16 protein-coding genes and 1 riboswitch are annotated in these 18,001 nt (G+C 66.7%); of the genes, 7 read left to right on the top strand and 9 right to left on the bottom strand.

The features are described 5' to 3' along the window. Nucleotides 1-16: 16 nt before the first annotated feature. The 3 genes from neuC to ACED67_RS12995 are packed head-to-tail and all read left to right on the top strand — an operon-like array spanning nucleotide 17 to nucleotide 3,653. Nucleotides 17-1,138, top strand: a complete 1,122-nt coding sequence (gene neuC / locus ACED67_RS13005) for a UDP-N-acetylglucosamine 2-epimerase (RefSeq protein WP_395542082.1) — start codon at nucleotides 17-19, stop codon at nucleotides 1,136-1,138. Then, the gene (locus ACED67_RS13000; protein ID WP_395542081.1) at nucleotides 1,138-2,376 is read left to right on the top strand and encodes a 3-deoxy-D-manno-octulosonic acid transferase; all 1,239 of its coding nucleotides are present in this window, start codon (nucleotides 1,138-1,140) and stop codon (nucleotides 2,374-2,376) included. Before neuC ends, ACED67_RS13000 begins: the two co-directional genes overlap by 1 nt. Before the next feature lie 8 nt (nucleotides 2,377-2,384). Beyond that, on the top strand, nucleotides 2,385-3,653 hold the full coding sequence (locus ACED67_RS12995) for a 3-deoxy-D-manno-octulosonic acid transferase (RefSeq protein WP_395542080.1): 1,269 nt from the start codon (nucleotides 2,385-2,387) through the stop codon (nucleotides 3,651-3,653). Here ACED67_RS12995 and ACED67_RS12990 read toward each other — a convergent pair. From ACED67_RS12990 to ACED67_RS12950, 9 genes are all read right to left on the bottom strand, one after another. After that, nucleotides 3,640-4,431 carry an SDR family NAD(P)-dependent oxidoreductase gene (locus ACED67_RS12990; protein WP_395542079.1) on the bottom strand — a complete coding sequence of 264 codons (792 nt, stop codon included), beginning with the start codon at nucleotides 4,429-4,431 and terminating at the stop codon, nucleotides 3,640-3,642. The genes ACED67_RS12995 and ACED67_RS12990 overlap by 14 nt on opposite strands. Continuing rightward, the gene (locus ACED67_RS12985) at nucleotides 4,424-5,119 is read right to left on the bottom strand and encodes an acylneuraminate cytidylyltransferase family protein (protein WP_395542078.1); all 696 of its coding nucleotides are present in this window, start codon (nucleotides 5,117-5,119) and stop codon (nucleotides 4,424-4,426) included. Before ACED67_RS12985 ends, ACED67_RS12990 begins: the two co-directional genes overlap by 8 nt. Further along, on the bottom strand, nucleotides 5,116-6,051 hold the full coding sequence (locus ACED67_RS12980; RefSeq protein ID WP_395542077.1) for a Gfo/Idh/MocA family protein: 936 nt from the start codon (nucleotides 6,049-6,051) through the stop codon (nucleotides 5,116-5,118). The genes ACED67_RS12985 and ACED67_RS12980 overlap by 4 nt, the downstream gene beginning before the upstream one ends. 22 nt (nucleotides 6,052-6,073) lie before the next feature. Beyond that, nucleotides 6,074-7,510: an amidase gene (locus ACED67_RS12975; RefSeq protein WP_395542076.1), complete on the bottom strand. Its 1,437-nt coding sequence runs from the start codon at nucleotides 7,508-7,510 to the stop codon at nucleotides 6,074-6,076. 110 nt (nucleotides 7,511-7,620) lie between these two features. Next, nucleotides 7,621-8,646: an ABC transporter substrate-binding protein gene (locus tag ACED67_RS12970; RefSeq protein ID WP_395542075.1), complete on the bottom strand. Its 1,026-nt coding sequence runs from the start codon at nucleotides 8,644-8,646 to the stop codon at nucleotides 7,621-7,623. A 43-nt stretch (nucleotides 8,647-8,689) separates the two neighbouring features. Continuing rightward, the gene (locus tag ACED67_RS12965; protein WP_395542074.1) at nucleotides 8,690-9,496 is read right to left on the bottom strand and encodes an ABC transporter permease; all 807 of its coding nucleotides are present in this window, start codon (nucleotides 9,494-9,496) and stop codon (nucleotides 8,690-8,692) included. Beyond that, a complete protein-coding gene (locus ACED67_RS12960) occupies nucleotides 9,489-10,403 on the bottom strand; it encodes an ABC transporter permease (protein ID WP_395542073.1) in 915 nt (304 codons plus the stop codon). Before ACED67_RS12960 ends, ACED67_RS12965 begins: the two co-directional genes overlap by 8 nt. Nucleotides 10,404-10,405: 2 nt before the next feature. After that, nucleotides 10,406-11,470 carry an ABC transporter ATP-binding protein gene (locus ACED67_RS12955; RefSeq protein ID WP_395542072.1) on the bottom strand — a complete coding sequence of 355 codons (1,065 nt, stop codon included), beginning with the start codon at nucleotides 11,468-11,470 and terminating at the stop codon, nucleotides 10,406-10,408. A gap of 99 nt (nucleotides 11,471-11,569) precedes the next feature. Then, nucleotides 11,570-13,018: an amidase gene (locus tag ACED67_RS12950; protein WP_395542071.1), complete on the bottom strand. Its 1,449-nt coding sequence runs from the start codon at nucleotides 13,016-13,018 to the stop codon at nucleotides 11,570-11,572. Between the two features lie 215 nt (nucleotides 13,019-13,233). After that, a riboswitch (cobalamin riboswitch) is annotated at nucleotides 13,234-13,433 on the top strand. Nucleotides 13,434-13,553: 120 nt separating this feature from the next. Here ACED67_RS12950 and ACED67_RS12945 point away from each other — a divergent pair. From ACED67_RS12945 to ACED67_RS12930, 4 genes are read left to right on the top strand one after another with little or no spacing between them, the layout of a single operon-like run. Then, nucleotides 13,554-15,437: a TonB-dependent receptor plug domain-containing protein gene (locus ACED67_RS12945; RefSeq protein WP_395542070.1), complete on the top strand. Its 1,884-nt coding sequence runs from the start codon at nucleotides 13,554-13,556 to the stop codon at nucleotides 15,435-15,437. Continuing rightward, complete coding sequence (locus tag ACED67_RS12940) at nucleotides 15,412-16,275, top strand: ABC transporter substrate-binding protein (RefSeq protein ID WP_395542069.1); 864 nt, start codon at nucleotides 15,412-15,414, stop codon at nucleotides 16,273-16,275. Before ACED67_RS12945 ends, ACED67_RS12940 begins: the two co-directional genes overlap by 26 nt. After that, nucleotides 16,272-17,252, top strand: coding sequence for a FecCD family ABC transporter permease (locus ACED67_RS12935; RefSeq protein ID WP_395542068.1), 981 nt, complete (start codon nucleotides 16,272-16,274; stop codon nucleotides 17,250-17,252). The genes ACED67_RS12940 and ACED67_RS12935 overlap by 4 nt, the downstream gene beginning before the upstream one ends. Continuing rightward, nucleotides 17,249-17,992 carry an ABC transporter ATP-binding protein gene (locus tag ACED67_RS12930; RefSeq protein ID WP_395542067.1) on the top strand — a complete coding sequence of 248 codons (744 nt, stop codon included), beginning with the start codon at nucleotides 17,249-17,251 and terminating at the stop codon, nucleotides 17,990-17,992. Before ACED67_RS12935 ends, ACED67_RS12930 begins: the two co-directional genes overlap by 4 nt. Nucleotides 17,993-18,001 lie beyond the last annotated feature (9 nt).

The raw sequence follows: 18,001 nt of genomic DNA, 5'->3' as shown, positions 1-18,001 counted from the left end.
TGCTAAGGGCAGGACCATGACCCGCCAGATCCTTTTCCTCACCGGCACCCGCGCCGATTTCGGCAAGCTGGAACCCCTCGCCGCCGCCGCCCGCGATGCCGGGCATGACGTGGCCTTCTTCGTCACCGGGATGCATATGCTGGACCGCTATGGCCTGACCAAGCTCGAGGTCGCCCGGATGCCCGGCGTCGAGGTGCATGATTTCGTCAACCAGCGCCCCGGCGACCCGCAGGACATCGTGCTGGCCAAGACGGTCATGGGCTTTTCCGATTATGTGACCGAACACCGCCCCGATCTGGTGGTGATCCATGGCGACCGGATCGAGGCGCTGGCGGGCGCGCTTGTCTCTGCCACCAATTACATCCGCTCGGCCCATGTCGAGGGTGGCGAGGTCTCGGGCACGATCGACGAGGTCTTCCGCCACTGCAATACCAAGCTCTGCACCCATCATTTCGTCTCCTCCGAAGGGGCGAAGAAACGGGTCATGGCGCTGGGCGAGCCGGGCGACAGCATCCATGTCATCGGCTCGCCCGAGCTGGATTTCCACGCCAAGCCCTCGGGCGTTACGCTGGAAGAGGTGAAGGCGCGCTACGCCATCCCGTTTGACGATTTCGGCATCGCCGTCTTCCATCCGGTCACGTCGGAACAGGCCACCATGGGCGCGCAGGCCCGGGCGCTTTTCGCGGCGCTTGAGGCTTCGGGTCGGAATTTCGTCGTCATCGCGCCGAACAATGATCCGGGGTCCGAGGCGATCTTCGCCGTGCTTGACGCCTTGCCGAAGGCGCGCTTCCGCGTGCTGCCCTCGATGCGCTTCGCGCATTTTTCCGAATTGATGAAATCCGCTGCCGTCATGGTCGGCAATTCCAGCGCCGGGGTGCGCGAGGCGCCCTTCCTGGGCCTGCCGTCCCTGGACATCGGCACCCGCCAGGCCAACCGCTCTGACGCGGGGTCGGTGACGGCCTGCGAGGCCTTCGATACCCCGACCATCGCCGCCTTCCTTTCGCAGATGTGGGGCCAAAGGCACCCACGCGATGCAGGCTTCGGCCAGGGCCTGGCCGCCGACCGCTTCGCGGAAGTTCTCGCCGATCCCGCCTTCTGGGGCCGGTCGCTGCAAAAAGCCTTCGCGGACGGCGGCTGATGGGCTGGCAGCTTGCGGCCTATCGCGCGGCGACCCGGGCAATGACCCCGCTGGCCGCGGCGCTCCTCCGCCGCCGGCTGGCGCGCGGCAAGGAAGACCCCGCTCGCTGGCGCGAGAAACTGGGCGAAGCCTCCGCCCCGCGTCCCGAAAGCCGCCTCGTCTGGCTTCACGCCGTTGGTCTGGGCGAAGTCCTGGCCCTGCGCGGGCTGATCGCCGAGATGTCCCGCCAATCCCCCGCCCTCCATTTCCTCATCACCTCTTCCGCCCGGTCATCGGCCCAGGTGCTGGCGGCGAACCTGCCGCCCCGCACCATCCACCAGTTCCTCCCCATCGACGCCCCGCGCTATCTCCGCCGCTTTCTGGCGCATTGGCGCCCCGACCTGTCGATCTGGGCCGAGCAGGATCTCTGGCCCAATGCCGTCACCCTGACCGATGCGGCTGGCATCCCGCTCGCCCTCGTCAACGCCCGCATGAATGCGCAGGCCTTCGCCCGGCGGCAAAAGGCGCGGGGACTTTACGCCGATCTTCTGTCGCGCTTCCGGCTGGTTGCGGCGCAAGATGCGGACACGGCCCGCCATCTTGCCGCTTTGGGCGCCCCAGCGCCGCAAGTCACAGGCTCATTCAAGGCCGCCGCGCCGCCTCTGGCCGTGGATCACGCTGCCCTCACGTCCCTTCAGCCGTTCCTTGCCACCCGTTCGCCCTGGCTTCTCGCCTCCTCCCACCCCGAGGATGAGGCGGTGGCTCTGGCCGCCGCGCAGCGCATCTTCGCGGAAGACCCGTCCGCGCTTCTGATCGTCATCCCGCGCGATCCGCCCCGTGGCGCCGAAATCGCCGCCGCCGCCCGTGCCCTGGGCCTAGCTACGACACTTCAATCGGCAAGCGAGGCGCCAACCGCCGCAGTGCATGTCGCCGATGCCTTCGGCACGCTCGGCCTGTGGTATCGGCTCTGCCCCGTCAGCTTGATCGGCGGCACGTTCGGCCCCACCCAGGGCCACAATCCCTGGGAAGCCGCCGCCCTTGGCTCCGCCATCCTGCACGGTCCGCAAGCGGCGAATTTCGCCAGCGATTTCGCCGTGCTGGATGGGGCAGGGGCCGCGCGGCCGGTCACGACCGAGACCCTGGCCGAAGCCCTGGCGCAAAAGCACGCGCCCATGGCCGCCCGCGCCAAAGCCCTGTCCGATGCCGCGCAGGGCAGCCTCGCCCCCCTCGCGCGCGACTTGCTGGGGCTGATGGCATGAGGCTCTTTTTGGCCCTTTGGTCCCTGCTCTGGGCGCTTTGCCTGCCCGCGATCCTCATCTACCTGCGCCGCCGTGGCCGCAAGGATGCGCTCTATGCCCGGCATCTGGCGGAACGCTTCGGCCGCTATGCCGATCCTCTGCCCGGCGCGGTCTGGGTCCATGCCGTCTCGCTTGGCGAACTCCGCTCCGCCGTTCCCCTGATCCGCGCGCTTCTCGACCGGGGCGAAACCGTCGTCACCACCCATTTCACCCCCGCCGGGCGGCGCGAGGCCGAGCGTGTCTTTGCATCGGAAAGATCGCAGAACCGTTTGCGCGCCGTCTGGGTGCCTCTGGAATTTTCCTTCACTTACAAGCGCTTCTTTCGTGATTTTCAACCGCGCTTGGGCTTGGTGATGGAGATCGAGATCTGGCCCCGCATGGTCTTTGCCGCCCGCGACGCAGGTGTGCCGCTCTATATGTGCAATGCCCAATACCCGACCAAGAGCATCGCCCGCGACGCCCGCTTCCCCCTGCGTCCTGCCGTGATGCGCGGCTTCACGGGCGCTTTGGTGAAATCGCAGCTCCAGGCCGATCGTTTCGCCGCTGTCGGGATGCAAAACATCCAGGTCACCGGCGAATTACGCTTTGACCAGCCGATCCCGCCCGCGCTCGTCGCCGCCGCCCCCGCCGCGCGGCAGGCCCTTGCCGGTCGGCGGCCCACGCTCTGTTTCGCCTCGGCGGTCGAAGGCGAGGACGATCTCTATCTTGACGCCATCAAGACCCGCCTCGCCGCTCCGGACCGCCCCTTCGTGATCTATGTCCCGCGCAAGCCCGAACGCTTCGACGAGGTTGCGCAGCTGATCGGCGCGCACGGCATCGCCTTTGCGCGCCGGTCGCAGAGCCTCGCCGAAGACCTGTCTCTGCGCGAAACCCCGGCGGTGGATCTTTTGCTCGGCGACAGCCTGGGCGAGATGTATTTCTACCTCGCCATGGCCGACCGCGTGGTGACCGGCGGCGGCTTCACCCAGCATGGCGCCCATAATATCATCGAGCCGCTGGCTCTGGGCCGTCTGGTCATCGTCGGCCCGGAAATCCACACGATCGAATATCCCGCGTCCGAAGCCATCGCCGCAGGCGTCTGCTTCCATGCCCAGACCCCAACCGACCTTGCGCGCGCCTTAGACCCGCAAGGCTGGTCCGGCCCGAAACCCGAACAGATCCAGGCCTTTCTCGCCGATCATTCCGGGGCAACGGCAAAGACCTTGGCCGCCATTGCGCCGCTGCTCACCAGGCGCTGAACCCGCCATCCACATTGACCAGCTGCCCGGTCATATAGCCCGAGGCCGCCGAGGCCAGGAAAAGCATCGCATCGGCGATCTCGTCGGGCTTCGCCATGCGGTTCAGCATGATCAGCTCGCCGACGCGGCGCTGGAACTCGTCCGAATGGTTGTTGAACACCGCGCCCGGCGCGATCGTGTTGACCGTCGCCCCGCGCGGCGCCCAATAGCCCGCCAGCCAGACCGTCAGCCCGTGGATGCCTGCCTTGGTCACGCCATAGGCCGAGAAATTCTTGAATGGCATGCCCTCGTAGATCGGGTGATGCGCCCCGTTCAGCGCATACATCGAGGCCACGTTGATCAGCGTGCAGGGCCATTTCCCCACGATGTCGCGGTCCATCTGGCGTGCAACCATGAAGGGGCCGGTCAGGTTGGTGCGCAGGGTCTTTTCCCAATCTGACACTGTCAAGTCGCAGAAGTCGGGGAAACCCTTGCCGGCGCCCATCAAAAGCTCTCCGGTGATCGCCGCGTTGTTCAACACGACATTCGGCTCCCAGCCATCCTTCAGGATGCGCTGGAAGATGCCTTCCACCTGCGCCTCATCGGCCACGTCCAGCTCATAGAAGCGGAAGGCTTCATTGGCTCCATGCGCCTCGAGCAATGCCTCGGCCCGCTTGCCCGGCAGGTCCGACGCGATCACCCGCGCGCCTTCCGCCAGCATCCGCCGGACATAGGTGCTGCCCAGGACGCCTCCAGATCCGGTGATGAAAGCCGTGCGACCCTTCAGAGATTCAGCCATTTGTGGCCTCCTTCAGCAGAAATTCGACCAGCCGGAAATCGAAGGGGCTGTCGATGTCGACGCAACGCTCGGGCGGCATCAGAAAGGGGATCACGCGCCCCTCCCACAGACCCTTCGAGCGCCGCAGATAGTCCGGCGCGACCACATAGGTCGAGGCCGCGTGTTCATAGACCACCGGCGCCCGCTGCCGCGCCACCACCCCGCCAGGCAGGGGCTTCGACACATGCAGCGCGCCCGAGGCATCCGGCTCGACAAGGTTGAAATATGGGTTCTTCCGCGCTTCGCAGCAGCTCATCACCAGGTCAGGATGTTCGCTTTTGTAAAGCTGCAAGGCCCCGGTGATGTCTTCCGGCAGGCGCAGCGGCGAGGTGCAGTCCAAGTCCAGAAAGGCCTCGACCTCGCCACACAGGGGTTCCGAGACCTCCAGCGCGTGCTGCCAGACCCCGAATTTCCCCGCCGTATCCGTCGCCAGATGCGCGGGCCGCAGGCCGATATTCAGCGCGCCTTTGGCCACCGCATGATCGTAGATTTCCTCGTCATCGGTCGAGACCACGACCGCATCCACCATCGGATGCGCGAACAACTGGTCCAGCGACCAGTCGATCAGCGGCTTGCCGCAGATCATGCGGAAATTCTTGCGCGGCACGCCCTTGCTGCCCTTGCGCGCCCCGATATGGCCCAGGATCATGGGATCTCCTTCGTGATCTCACCGACAAAGCGCCGCGCGGCCCAGGCCTTTGCCACCAGCCGGGCCGAATCCATCACCCGGTCCAGCCGCGGCAGCAACGGGGTCTCCGACGGCGCGCGCCCGGCCGCCAAGGCCAGAAAGTCGCGCATCGCGTCGAGGAACATCGCGTTTCTCTCCAGCGGCAGGTCCAGCATCCGGCCACCCGCCGCATCCGTCACCCGATAGGCCTGCGCGGCAAAGTCGAAATCATGCATCCGCTCCGCTCCACGCAGATGGGCGCGGCGATGCAGGCCGGGGGTCAGGTAATCCATCGACACATCGCCCACCAGCGCCCCGCGCCGCAGCGAGATACGGCTGGCGAAATCTACCCCCGGAAAGGCCGGATGACCGAGCGCTTCAACGCCCGTCAACTCCAGTCCCGGAAACAGGCAGGCCGCCATATCCAGCTCATGGCAGAGGTCCAGCAACACCCCGCCACCTTGCCCGCGCGCCGCGTAGCTTTCGGAAAACCTCCAGTTGGCCCGCCATTGCGTGACGTCATGGCCGATCGTCAGCGCGAATTGGAACAGGTCGGACAGGTCCGCCTCGGCCAGCGCCCTGAGCGCCGGATGATAGCGCATCATGTAGCCCAGCATGGACCGCCCGGCCACCGGCGCGGCGACAAGGTTGATTTCTTCAACCTCCTCGGGCGAAAAGGCCAGCGGCTTCTCGATATAGAGGGGCAGGCCGCGCGCCGCCGCCGCCGCGATCAGCGGCAGGCGGATGTCTGTCGCGGTCGCGATCACCACCGCCTCGGCCTCGGCCATGGCTGCCTCGGCCCCGGCAAGGCCGGCTTCGCGCCAGGACAGCAGCTTCGGCACCGCCCCCAGCGCGGCCAGATTTTCGGAATGACGCCGCCCGATCGACCCCGAGCCGATGACCAGAACCCGCATGGTCCCCCCTTTTGCGCCAGCCCTAACGCGAAAGCGCCTCGGCCACCAGAGGCGGGCGCTTCTGCGGCCAGCCCGTCGCGCGATGATAGGCCTGTCCGATCGCCAGCACCCCGGCATCGTCACCCGACCGGCCGATGATCTGCATCCCCGAGGGCAGGCCCTGCGGCCCGAAACCCAAAGGCACAGACAAGGCTGGCAGGCCGATCAGGCTGGCCGGGATCACCACTTCCATCCAGCGGTGATAGGTGTCCATCTGCCGCCCGGCGATCTCTTTCGGCCAGTCCCAGTCTGCCGGGAAGGGCCAGACCTGCGCGGTGGGCAGCACCAGCGCATCGAAGCGGGTGAGCAGTCGCGCCGCATGGGCGTACCAGCGGCTGCGGATCACGCTCGCCTCATAGACCGCCTGGGCCGACAGCCCGAGGCCCTGCTCGATCTCCCAGATCGTTTCGGGTTTGGTCACGGCGCGTTTCGCCGGATCGTCATACAGCGCCTTCTTGCCCCCCGCTGACAGCATCGCCCGCAGGGTCACCCAGGAGGACCACAGCTTTTCGGCGGCGAAGGGCGGCGCCAGAGGTTCCACCACCGCGCCCAGATCCTCCAGCACCTTCAACCCGCCCGCGCAGGCCTCCAGAATGCCCGGCTCCATTGCATAGGCGCCGCCCCAATCTGCCAGCCAGCCGATCCGCAGCCCCTTCACGCCCCGCTCCAGCCCCGACAGCAGATCGGGCACCGCGCGCGGAAAGGGCACTTCCGGGTTCTCCCCGGCCTGAACCAGCAGGAACCGCGCCAGGTCCTCGACCGTGCGCGCCATCGGCCCCTCGGTCGCCAGCGTCGCCAGATGGGTGTCGCCCTCGGCATCGCTTGGCACCAGACCCCAGGTCGGGCGCAAGCCATAGACATTGCAGAACCCCGCCGGGTTGCGCAAAGACCCCATCATGTCGGAACCATCCGCCACCCAGGCCATCCGGCAGGCCAGGGCCGCCGCCGCCCCGCCCGAAGATCCGCCCGCGCTGCGCGACAGGTCATAGGGGTTGCGCGTGACGCCGAAGACAGGGTTGTAGCTGTGCGAGCCCTGGCCCCATTCCGGCACATTGGTCTTGGCGGTGAAGACCGCTCCCGCCGCCCGCATCCGCGCCGCCAGAAGATCGTCCTTCGCGGGCACATGGTCGGCATAGACCGGCGAACCCCAGGTGGTGCGCAGCCCCGCCGTCGCCTGCAAATCCTTCACGGGCAGCGGAATGCCATGCAGCCAGCCCGTCGGCGGTACATCGTCCAGCGCCCGGGCCTCGGCCATCGCCGCGTCCGGGTCACGACAGGAAACCAGCGCATTCACCGGTCCGTTCACGGCGCGAACCTGCGCCAGATGCGCCGCCATAACTTCGGAAGGCGCCACCTGCCGCACATGGATCGCCCGAGAAAGCTCGGTCGCGCTCAGGTCCAGAAGCTCTGCTGACGTCATCTTCGGAAATTATCCTCTGGGGGCCGGGTGGGCAACGCGCCCCCGGGGGCTGACACAGATGCAAAGACCGGGGCCCCTGAAGACCCCGGCCCAGCCTCGGAACCCTAAGCTTACTTCTGCAGCTCGGTCCAGATCGCGGTCATGTATTCCTGCGCCTTCGGGCTGCAGGTCGGGATGAAGTGCCCGGCAGCCTTGAATTCTTCCGGCACCACGATTTCGGGCGCGGTCTTCATGTCTTCCGGCATGAAGGCTTCAGACCCGGCGATGCCATTGGCATAGCGCGCGAAAGAGCTGATCATCGCGGCATTTTCCGGCTCGGCGATGAAGTTCAGGAACTTGTAGGCTTCCTCGACATGCTGCGCGTCCTTCAGAAGCGCGACCGAGTCCATCCACACCGGATAGCCTTCCTTCGGATAGCCGTATTTCACCGTCGGATTGGCCAGCCGCGCCCGCATGGTCGAGCCGTTCCAGTTCAGGCTCGCCGCCCAGTCATTGTTCGACAGCTTCTCGGTGGCGCCGTAATCCATCGACAGCCAGTCGGGCTTGGCGGCCAGCAGCGCGTCGCGCGCCTTCTTCAGCACTTCGGGATCTTCCGAACAGCTGGTGCCGCCGGCCCACATCACGGCCATGTTCACGACGTCGTTCATTTCCGGCACGACGTTGATCTTGCCCTTCAGCTCGTCCGGCACGTTCAGGAAGATGTCCGAGGTGTTGATGTCGCCGGAATAGACCGCGGTATTGACCGCGATGCCGGTCGTGCCCCACTGCCACGGAATCGTATAGGCGCGGCCCGGATCCCATTCGACATCCATCCATTCGGGGGCAATGTTCTTGTGGTTCGGAATCTTGGACAGGTCCAGCGGGACGATCAGCCCCTTCTCGACGAAGATCCGCACATATTGATGCGTCGGCACAACCAGGTCGAAACCATGGCCGCCGGCTTCGATCTTGGCCAGGGCCGCGTCGTTGCTGTCATAATCGGTCACCGTGACGGTGATGCCGGTCTCCTTCTTGAACTTCTCCAGAAGCTCGGGGCTGGTGTAATTGCCCCAGTTGAACAGTTGCAGCTCGCCTTCGGCTGCGGCCATGCAGGCCGAAGCCAGCAGGATCGCGGTTGCGCCAAGCAGTTTCTTCATGGATCGTCTCCCGGTTGGTGGTCTTGTCGTTCTCAGAAACGCTTCAGTCATTCTTCTTGCGCGTCAGCAGGAAGAAGGCGGTCAGCAGGGCCACGGTCACCAGAAGAAGCATCGAGGAGACCGCATTGATTTCGGGCGTCAATTGGCGACGAAGCTGGCCCAGCATATAGGTCGGCAGCGTGTCCTGCCCGCCCGCCTTCACGAACTCGGTGATGACGACGTCGTCCAGCGAGATGACGAAGGCAAGCATGGCCCCGGCCGCGATGCCCGGTGCCAGAAGGGGCAGGGTGACACGACGGAAGGTTTGCCAGGGTGTCGCGTAAAGATCGGCCGCGGCCGTCTCCAGCGCCAGGTCCATCCCCTCCAGCCGCGCGCGGATCGGCAGATAGGCAAAGGGGATGCAGAAGGCGCTGTGCGCCAGGATCACATAGCCGATGCCCTGGATGCCGGTCGCCTGCTTGATGATGCCGAACAGGATCAGAAGCGCGACCGCCGTCACGATCTCGGGCACCATCAGCGGCTGGTTGATCATCACATAGATGAAGGTCTGGCCCTTGAACGCGGCCCGCCGCGTCGTGCCCAGCGCCGCCATCGTGGCGACCGAGGTCGAGATCGCCGCGGCGAAGACCGCGATGATCAGGCTGCGCAGCGTGGCGTCCTTGATCTGCTGATTGCCCCAGGCTTTGACATACCAGTCCAGCGAAAAGCCGCCCCAGACCGCGACCGACTGGCTGGCATTGAAGCTGTAGGCGACCAGCGTGAAGATCGGCAGATAGAGTGCGATAAAGACGACCGCCGCCGTCGTCGCGAAACCGGGAAGGCGCGCGACCTCAAAGCCCCTGTTAGCCATGACGCGCCCCTCCACCCCGACCCGCATAGCGGACATAGATCAACAAAGCGGCCGTCACGACGATCAGCAGCAGCATCGACAGCGCCGCGCCCAGGGGCCAGTTGCGACCCTGGCCGAATTGCAGCTCGATGAAATTGCCGATCATCATCTGCTTGCCGCCGCCCAGAACGCGCGGTGTCACATAGGCGCCCAGGCTGGGCACGAAGACCAGGATCGAGCCGGCAATGATCCCCGGCTTGACGATCGGCAGGATCACCCGGCGCAAGACCTGCACGCGGCTGGCATAAAGGTCGTATCCCGCTTCAAGAAGCCGCATGTCGAAACGGTCGATGGCGGCGAAAAGCGGCAGCACCATCAGCGGCAGATAGACATAGGTCATGCCGACGAAGATGGCGAAGGGGCCGTAGAGCATGTCCAGCGGCGTCTCGATGACATGCAGCTTCAGAAGGACCGTGTTCACCAGCCCTTCTTTCCGCAGCACCTCGTTGATCGCATAGGTGCGGATCAGCAGGTTGGTCCAGAAGGGAATGGTGATCAGGAACAGCCAGAAGGCCCGGCGTTCCGGCGACCGCGTGGCGATGAACCAGGCGGTCGGGAAGCCGACGATGAAGGTGAACAGCGTGGTCAGGAAGGACAGCGACACCGAGCGCCAGAAGATCGTCAGATGCGCATCGGCCAATTGCCAGGTGTCGTCGAAGATGTCCTTCGTCCACAGGATGCCGACCCAGCCCCCGGTCGAGAAGGTCCATTCCACATTGCCGTATTTGCCGGGGGTGAGGAAGGAATAGATCGCCACGATGATCAGCGGCCCAGCGGCGGCGCAGAACAGCAAGACCAGGGCGGGGGTCGAGAGCAGCCAGCCATTCCTGGCCGAGCGTCTGATGACCCTGTCTTCGGCGGGGCTCATCGTCAGTCCTCCACCTTCTGCACGGCGCCATCGGCGAAGCGCAGGCCGACCGTCTGGCCCACGGCATAGCCCGCCTCGCCCGTCGCCGGGCTTTGCAGCCGCGCCACCACTTCGGTTCCGTCCGCCAGCGCCAGATGGCAATGCGTGTCCGTGCCGAAATAGACCAGGTCCTTGACCGTCGCGTCCAGCCCGCCCTCCTCGGGCTTGCCCAGGCGCACCTGCTCGGGCCGCACCGTCACCGTGGCCGCGCCATCGGCGCGCAGCCCCGGCACCGGAATCCGCGCCCCGCCCGCCAGGCGCAGCGCGTCATCCTCGGCCCGCCCGGTCAGGAAATTCGTCTCGCCGATGAAGCTCGCGACAAAACGGTTCTTCGGTCTTGTGTAGATTTCCTTCGCCGTGCCCACCTGTTGCAGCTTGCCGTTCGACATCACGCCGATCCGGTCCGACATGGTCAGGGCTTCTTCTTGGTCATGGGTCACGAAGACGAAGGTGATCCCGGTCTCGATCTGCAACCGCTTCAGCTCGACCTGCATCTCCTTGCGCAGCTTCAGGTCCAGCGCGCTCAGCGGCTCGTCCAGAAGCAGAACCTTGGGCTGCGGCGCCAGGGCGCGCGCCAGCGCCACCCGCTGTTGCTGGCCGCCCGACAACTGGCTGGTCTTGCGCCCGGCCATCGTTTCCAGCTTCACCAGGGCCAGCATCCGCTCGGTCGTGGCCTTCACCTCCGAGGCCGGCTTGCCCAGCATCTCAAGGCCGAAGGCGATGTTCTGCGCCACCGTCAGATGCGGGAAAAGCGCATAGGATTGGAACACGGTGTTCACCGGCCGCTTGTTCGGCGGCAGCGTGGTGATGTCGGCGCCATCCAGCAGGATCGTGCCATCGGTCGGCATCTCGAAACCCGCGATCAACCGCAGAAGGGTGGTCTTGCCGCAGCCCGAGGGCCCCAGGAGGGTGAAGAACTCGCCGCGCAGGATCTCGACCGACACGTCGTCCAGCGCCCGCACCGCCGCTGTGCCCTGGCCAAAGGCCTTGATCACATGCTGCGCCAAAATGATGGCTTCTGCCGCCAATACCGATCTCCCCCTGTGTGAGCCCCGGTCAAAGCTGGGGCATTATTTTGATCATATTGTGCGTCACGACGATGGCTTGTCTAGCCCTTCCTTTCGGCTTTATCCGGCAATCGGGGCGCGTTTCGCGGCCCAGGGGGCCGCGCGCTCGATTTCCGCGCATAGCGAGATCAGCATTTCATCGGACCCAAAAGGCGCGGCCAGATGCACGCCGATCGGCAATCCGCCGTCCGACCAGCCCAGCGGCAGGCTTGCGGCAGGTTGCCCGCTGGCGTTGAAGACCGCGCAGAAGGGCGAATAGGCGAAGATGCCCTGCGGCCCGGTGCGGAAGGCGACGTAATCCTCGGTCTCATGGCTGAACCGGCCCACCTTGGCGGGCGGCTCGGCCAGCGTGGCCGACAGAAGCACGTCATAGCCGGGGCCGGACTCGGGGTCGAAGAACCGCGCCATCTCGCGGCCGAAGGCATGGATCTTGCCCACGGCTTCCAGATAGCGGGTCGGATGCAGCGTCTCGGCATGGGCGCAGGCGCCCCGGCTGACGCCCTCGACCAGATCGTCGGTCATCGCGCGACCGTCCAGCGCATGGCGGATGCCCAGGGCGGTGCCCACGGCGACAATATCGGTCCAGGCCCGCATCATGCCCGGCACATCGGTGCGGGGCAGGGCAGGGGTGACCTCATGGCCCAGAGCTTGCAGCAGCTTTGCCGTTTCCAGAACCGCTGCGCGGACCTGCGGATCAATCGCCTGGCCCGTGAAGGTCGTGTCGCACAGCGCCACCCGCAGCCGCTTGGGCGGGCGGCTGATCGCGGCGGCATGGCCTTGCGCCAAAGGCGGCGCCCAATAGGGCGCGCCAGGATCGGCCCCGGCGCAGGCATCCAGCATCACCGCCGTGTCCCGCACGCTGCGCGTCAGGAAGCCGTCGATCGCCATTCCTGCCCAGCCCTCGCCGGCATAGGGCCCATCGGGCAGCCGCGCCCGCGTCGGCTTGAACCCGAAGAGGCCGCAGCTCGACGCCGGTATCCGCACCGATCCGCCGCCATCTGAGCCATGGGCGAAACTCACGATCCCCGCAGCGACCGCCGCACCGGCGCCGCCGGAAGATCCGCCCGACGTGTGATCGGTGTTCCACGGGTTGCGGGTCGGCCCGCCATAGACGGCGCTTTCGGTTGCCGCTCCGATGCCGCCTTCCGGGCTGGTCGTGCGGCCAAAGGTCACGACCCCGGTCGCCTTCATCCGGCTGAAGATCGCGGAATCGCCCGGATAGACCGTATTGGCATGCAGGCGCGAGCCGTTGTGGCTGGGAAAGTCTTTCGCCTCGGCACCCAGGTCTTTCAGCAGGAAGGGTACGCCCCGGAACGGTCCCGGCGGCAGGCCTGCCTTGATCGCCTCGCGCGCGACGCCTTCCTGCACCAGAACGACGGCGTTGATCGCCGGATTGCGCGCCTCAACCGCGGCCAGGGCGGCATCCAGCAGCTCGTCCGGGCTGACCTCGCCCCGTGCCACCAGCCCCGCCAGCTCGGTCGCGTCCCGCGCCCCAAGGTCTCCAATCATCTGCGACTCTCCTTTTCCTTGCGGCCATGCTGGCCGGGCGGGACGGCCGGGTCCACCCCCGAAACGGCGGTTTGGGCGGGCGGAACGGCGGGCTGGGGCGGAAGACCTTTGGAAGACGTTCGGAAGACCTTTGGAAGACGTCGGAAAAACCCTGCGATGCGGCGGTTTCAGACTCTGTCGCGACCGCGTCGCGCTTGACTCCGCCCCTGCCGGGATTAAGGAGAGAAGGCCTTCGGTTCCGGGGTCAACGCCCCGGATGAAAAGGGAACGCGGTGCGGGTGTCATACCCAATTCCGCGGCTGCCCCCGCAACTGTAGGCGGCGAGCAAAGGTGCGACAGGCCACTGGGAAACCGGGAAGGCGCGCCCGAGCGATGACCCGCAAGCCAGGAGACCTGCCAGGGTGATCACCCTTTCCGCAGCGCGGGGCGCGCGACGGAGGGCGGGCATCCGCCAGTGGTGACGACCAGGGTCGCGGGGGCTTTCCCCGCGGCGGATCGCATCAACGGCGGCCCCGGCCGCAGCAAGGGAACGACCATGCAAACCCTCCCGCGCCTCGCGCTTCTCGCCGCGCTTACCTGCGGCACTTCTCTCGCTCCGGCCCTGCCCGCCGCGGCGCAAGATGATGATATCATTGATCTTGGTGAAATCGTTGTCTCGGCCCTGCGCACCGCCGTCGAACGGTTGCGCACCGGCGTTTCCGTCTCGGTTCTCGGGCCGGAGGATCTGGCCAAGGATCACGACGCCACCGTCGCCACCACGCTTGCCAAGCTGCCTGGGGTCGCCGTCACCCAGTCCGGCCCCTTCGGCTCGACCACCAATCTGCGGATCCGCGGCGCCGATGGCCGCTACCTCGCGGTCTTCGTCGACGGCATCAAAGTGTCGGACCCTTCGGGCACCAATGTGACCTTCGATTTCGGCAGCCTGATGAGCGCCGATATCAGCCGGATCGAGGTGCTGCGCGGCTCGCAATCGGCGCTCTGGGGCGGCTCGGCCGTGGGCGGCGTGATCAACATCACCACCACAAAGGCGCTGGAAGAAGGCTTTCACCAAACGATCTCTGCCGAAGCCGGCAGCTTCGGCACCGCCCGTCTCAGCTATGGCCTGACCCAGAAGGATGACCGCCTGGACCTGGCCTTCAACGCCACCCAATTCCACACCGACGGCTTCTCCTCCTTCGCCGGCGGGACCGAACGGGACGGCGCCGACGCCACCCGCCTGTCCTTCTCGGCGCGCTACAAGGTTTCCGACACTCTGGCCCTGGGCGCCGCGGCCTTCGTGCAGCGCACCGAACAGGATTACGACGGTTACACGCCGCTGTTCGTTCTGGGCGATCTTGTTGGATATACTCAGGAAAAGACCGAAATCGGCGCGCGGGCCTTTGCCGAGCTGACCCTGGGCAATACAAGCCACAGCTTCGAAGTCAGCGCTCTGGATGTCGATCGCAGCTATGACGAGGCTGGCGACAGGTCCAGCTTCGGCGGCAAGCGGCTGAGCTTTGGCTGGCAGGGCACGACCGAGGTCTCCCCGGCCCTTACGCTGGTCTACGGTGCCGACTGGTCCAAGGAGACGGCCGATTACACCAATCTGCCCGGCGGGCAGGCCGACACCACGATCTACGGTGCCTTCGCACAGGCCGTCTGGGCGCCTTCGGAAACCTTCGACCTTTCCGCAACCGTCCGCATGGACCATTCCGGCGGCTTCGGCGATTTCCCCACCGGCCGCATTGCTGCCGCCTGGCGGCCCGCGACCGGCACCACACTGCGGGCTGCCTGGGCCACCGGCTTCCGCGCGCCGTCGATCGACGAACGCTTCGGCGACTATCCGGGCTTCTTCCCCTTTGTCGGCAACCCCGACCTCGAGCCCGAGGAAAGCGAAAGCTGGGAACTAGGGATCGAGCAGGAATTTGCAGGTGGGGCAAGCCTTTCGGCCACGCTTTACCGCCTCGATGTCGACAACCTGATCACCTATGAATTCGGCTTCCCCTCGACGCTGGTGAACCTGCCCGGCGTGTCGACCCGCCAGGGCGTGGAACTGGCGGGCAGCCTGCCCCTGTCGAATGCGGTCACGCTGGGCCTGGCCTATACCTATACCGATGGTCGGCGCCCCGATGGCCAGCGTCTCGTGCAGGTGCCCTATCACAACCTTGCCCTGTCGCTGGACGCCACACTGTCCGACAAGCTGTCGGGCGGCTTGACGCTCCTGCATGTCGCCGGGCGTCGCGACAATGACGCCAATACTTTTTCGGCCAAGGACATGCCGGATTACACCGTGCTGAATGCGCGCATGGATTATGGCCTGAACGACAAGACCGCGCTTTACCTCAAGGTCGAGAACCTTCTGGACGAGGAATATCAGATGGTTGACGGCTATGCCGCCTCGGGCCGGGCCTTCTATGTCGGCCTTGAAGCCCGGTTCTGACCGCCCGGTGCGGGCAGGGGCGGTCCGGCGTCTTTCGGCGCTGGCCGCCCTTCTGCTGGCCGCTTCGCCCGCGCCGGCCGAGACGGCGCCTGCCCGCGTCGTGTCGATGAACCTCTGCACCGACCAGCTGGCCATGCTGCTTGCGGCCCCCGGCCAACTGGTCTCGGTCAGCCATCTCGCCTCGGACCCGCTGTCGTCTTCGATGGTGGCCGAGGCAGCGGCCTATCCGGCCAATCGGGGCGGGGCCGAGCAGATTTTCCTCATGCATCCTGACCTTGTCCTGGCGGGCACCTATACCTCGCTCGCCTCGGTCAACCTGCTGCGCGATCTGGGCGTGACGGTGGTGCAGGTGCCGCCCGTCACGGCACTGGCCGAGATTCCGGGCCAGATCCGCACCATCGGCGCCGCCCTGGGCCGCGAGGCCGAGGCCGAGGCGCTGGTGGCCGAGTTCCAGGCCGGGCTGGCCGCACTTGCCACCGATCTGCCGCCGCGCCGGGCCGCGCTTTACTATCCGAATGGCTACACCGTGGGCGAGGGCACGCTGGCCGATGACGTGCTGCGTCATGCGGGCTTCGACAATATCGGCGCGCAGGCGGGGCTGACCGGCGGCGGCACGCTGCCACTGGAGCGGCTGGTCATGGCCGCGCCCGAGATGATCGTCACCTCGACCAAATATCCCGGTGCTTCGCGCTCCGAGGATATTCTCGACCATCCCGCGCTGGTCGACCTGCGCGCGGCGGCGGGGATCGCAACCTCGGATGCTGACTGGGTCTGCGGCACGCCGCATATCTTGCGGGCGCTGGCGGGAATGCGTGCCGCGCGCGAGGCGCTGCCATGAAGTTTTTTCTGCCCTTGTCGCTGCTGGTCGCGCTGCTGTTTGCCGCTTCGCTGCTGATTGGCCCGGCGGGGCTGGGCCTGGGTGAAAGCCTGCGCGCGCTTCTGCGCGGCGAGGGCGGGCCGGTCGTGCTGGTGATGCAGGAAATCCGCCTGCCGCGCGCGATCCTGGGGCTTCTGTGCGGTGCCGCGCTGGGTCTTTCCGGGGCGGCGATGCAGGGCTATCTGCGCAATCCGCTGGCCGAGCCGGGGTTGATCGGCGTCTCCTCCAGCGCCGCCTTGGGCGCGGTTCTGGCGCTGCAATCCGGCCTGGCCGCCCGTTTCGCGCTGGCCCTGCCGCTGTCGGCGCTGACGGGCGCCGCGGCGGCGGTGCTTTTGATCCTGCTTCTCGCCGGGCCGCGCGGCGGGGCGCTGGCGCTGATCCTTGCCGGGATCGCGCTGTCGGCCCTGGCGGCAGCGCTGACCTCGCTTGTCCTGTCGCTCTCGCCCAATCCCTTTGCGGGAATGGAGATCGTCTATTGGATGATGGGGTCTCTGGCCGACCGCTCGATGACCCATGTCTGGCTTGCCGCGCCATTCATGGCGGCGGGCATGGCGGCGCTGCTGACGCTGGGTCGGGGGCTGGACGCGCTGACGCTGGGCGAGGATGCCGCGCGCAGCCTGGGCGTGAACCTGTCACGGCTGCGGTTGGTTCTTGTGCTGGGCACGGCGGCTTCGGTGGGGGCTGCGGTGGCGGTGGCGGGCAGTGTCGGCTTCATCGGCCTTGTCGTGCCGCATCTGCTGCGGCCTTTCGCCGGGGCGCGGCCTTCGGTCCTGTTGCCCGCCTCGGCTTTGGGCGGCGCGGCGATGCTCTTGGCCGCCGATATCGCCACCCGTCTGATCGCGCCCGATGCCGATCTGAAACTGGGCGTGTTGACCGCCCTGATCGGCGCACCGTTCTTCCTGCATCTGATCTGGCGGCTGCGGAGGGTCGAAGCATGAGCCTTCTGTCCCTCACCGGCCTGACCGTTCTGCGCGGCTCATGTCCGGTCGTGGATCGCGTCAGCCTGACCATCGCGCCGGGGGAATGCGTCGGCTTGCTTGGCCCGAACGGCGCGGGCAAAACCAGCCTGTTGCGGGGCGCGCTTGGCCTCTTGCCTCATCAAGGCGCCTCGTCGCTGAGCGTGCTTGCCCCCGCGGCCCGCGCCCGCGCCGCCGCCTTTCTGCCGCAGGGTCGCGAGATTGCCTGGCCGGTCAGCGTGGAAACCCTGGTCGCGCTGGGCCGCAGCGCGCATGGCGCGGCGGACCCCGACCATCCGGCGGTGACGCGCGCGCTGGAACGGATGGGGCTGGCAGGCTTCCGCAACCGCCGCGCCACCGAATTGTCGGGGGGAGAGCAGGCGCGCGCCCTGATCGCCCGTGTTCTGGCGCAGGAAACCCCGTTGCTTCTGGCCGACGAGCCGGTGGCCGGGCTTGATCCCGAGGCCCAGATCCGCACCATGCAGGTCTTTGCGGATCTGGCGGCGGAAGGCCGGGGGGTGCTGGTGTCCTTGCATGATCTCGGGCTTGCCGCGCGGCATTGCACCAGGCTTGTGCTGATCCATCGCGGCCAGTTGGTCGCCGATGGCACGCCGCGCGAGGTTCTGACCGAGGCGCGGCTGGCCGATGTCTTTGGCATTCGCGGCTATCATGCCGAAACGCCGGACGGGCCGGTGTTTCAGCCCCTGGGCGTGGTGCGGTGAGGGCGCGCC

This window comes from Neotabrizicola paludis, assembly GCF_044142105.1.
GTDB lineage: Bacteria > Pseudomonadota > Alphaproteobacteria > Rhodobacterales > Rhodobacteraceae > Pseudogemmobacter.
This window is presented reverse-complemented; position numbering and strand designations above follow the sequence as displayed.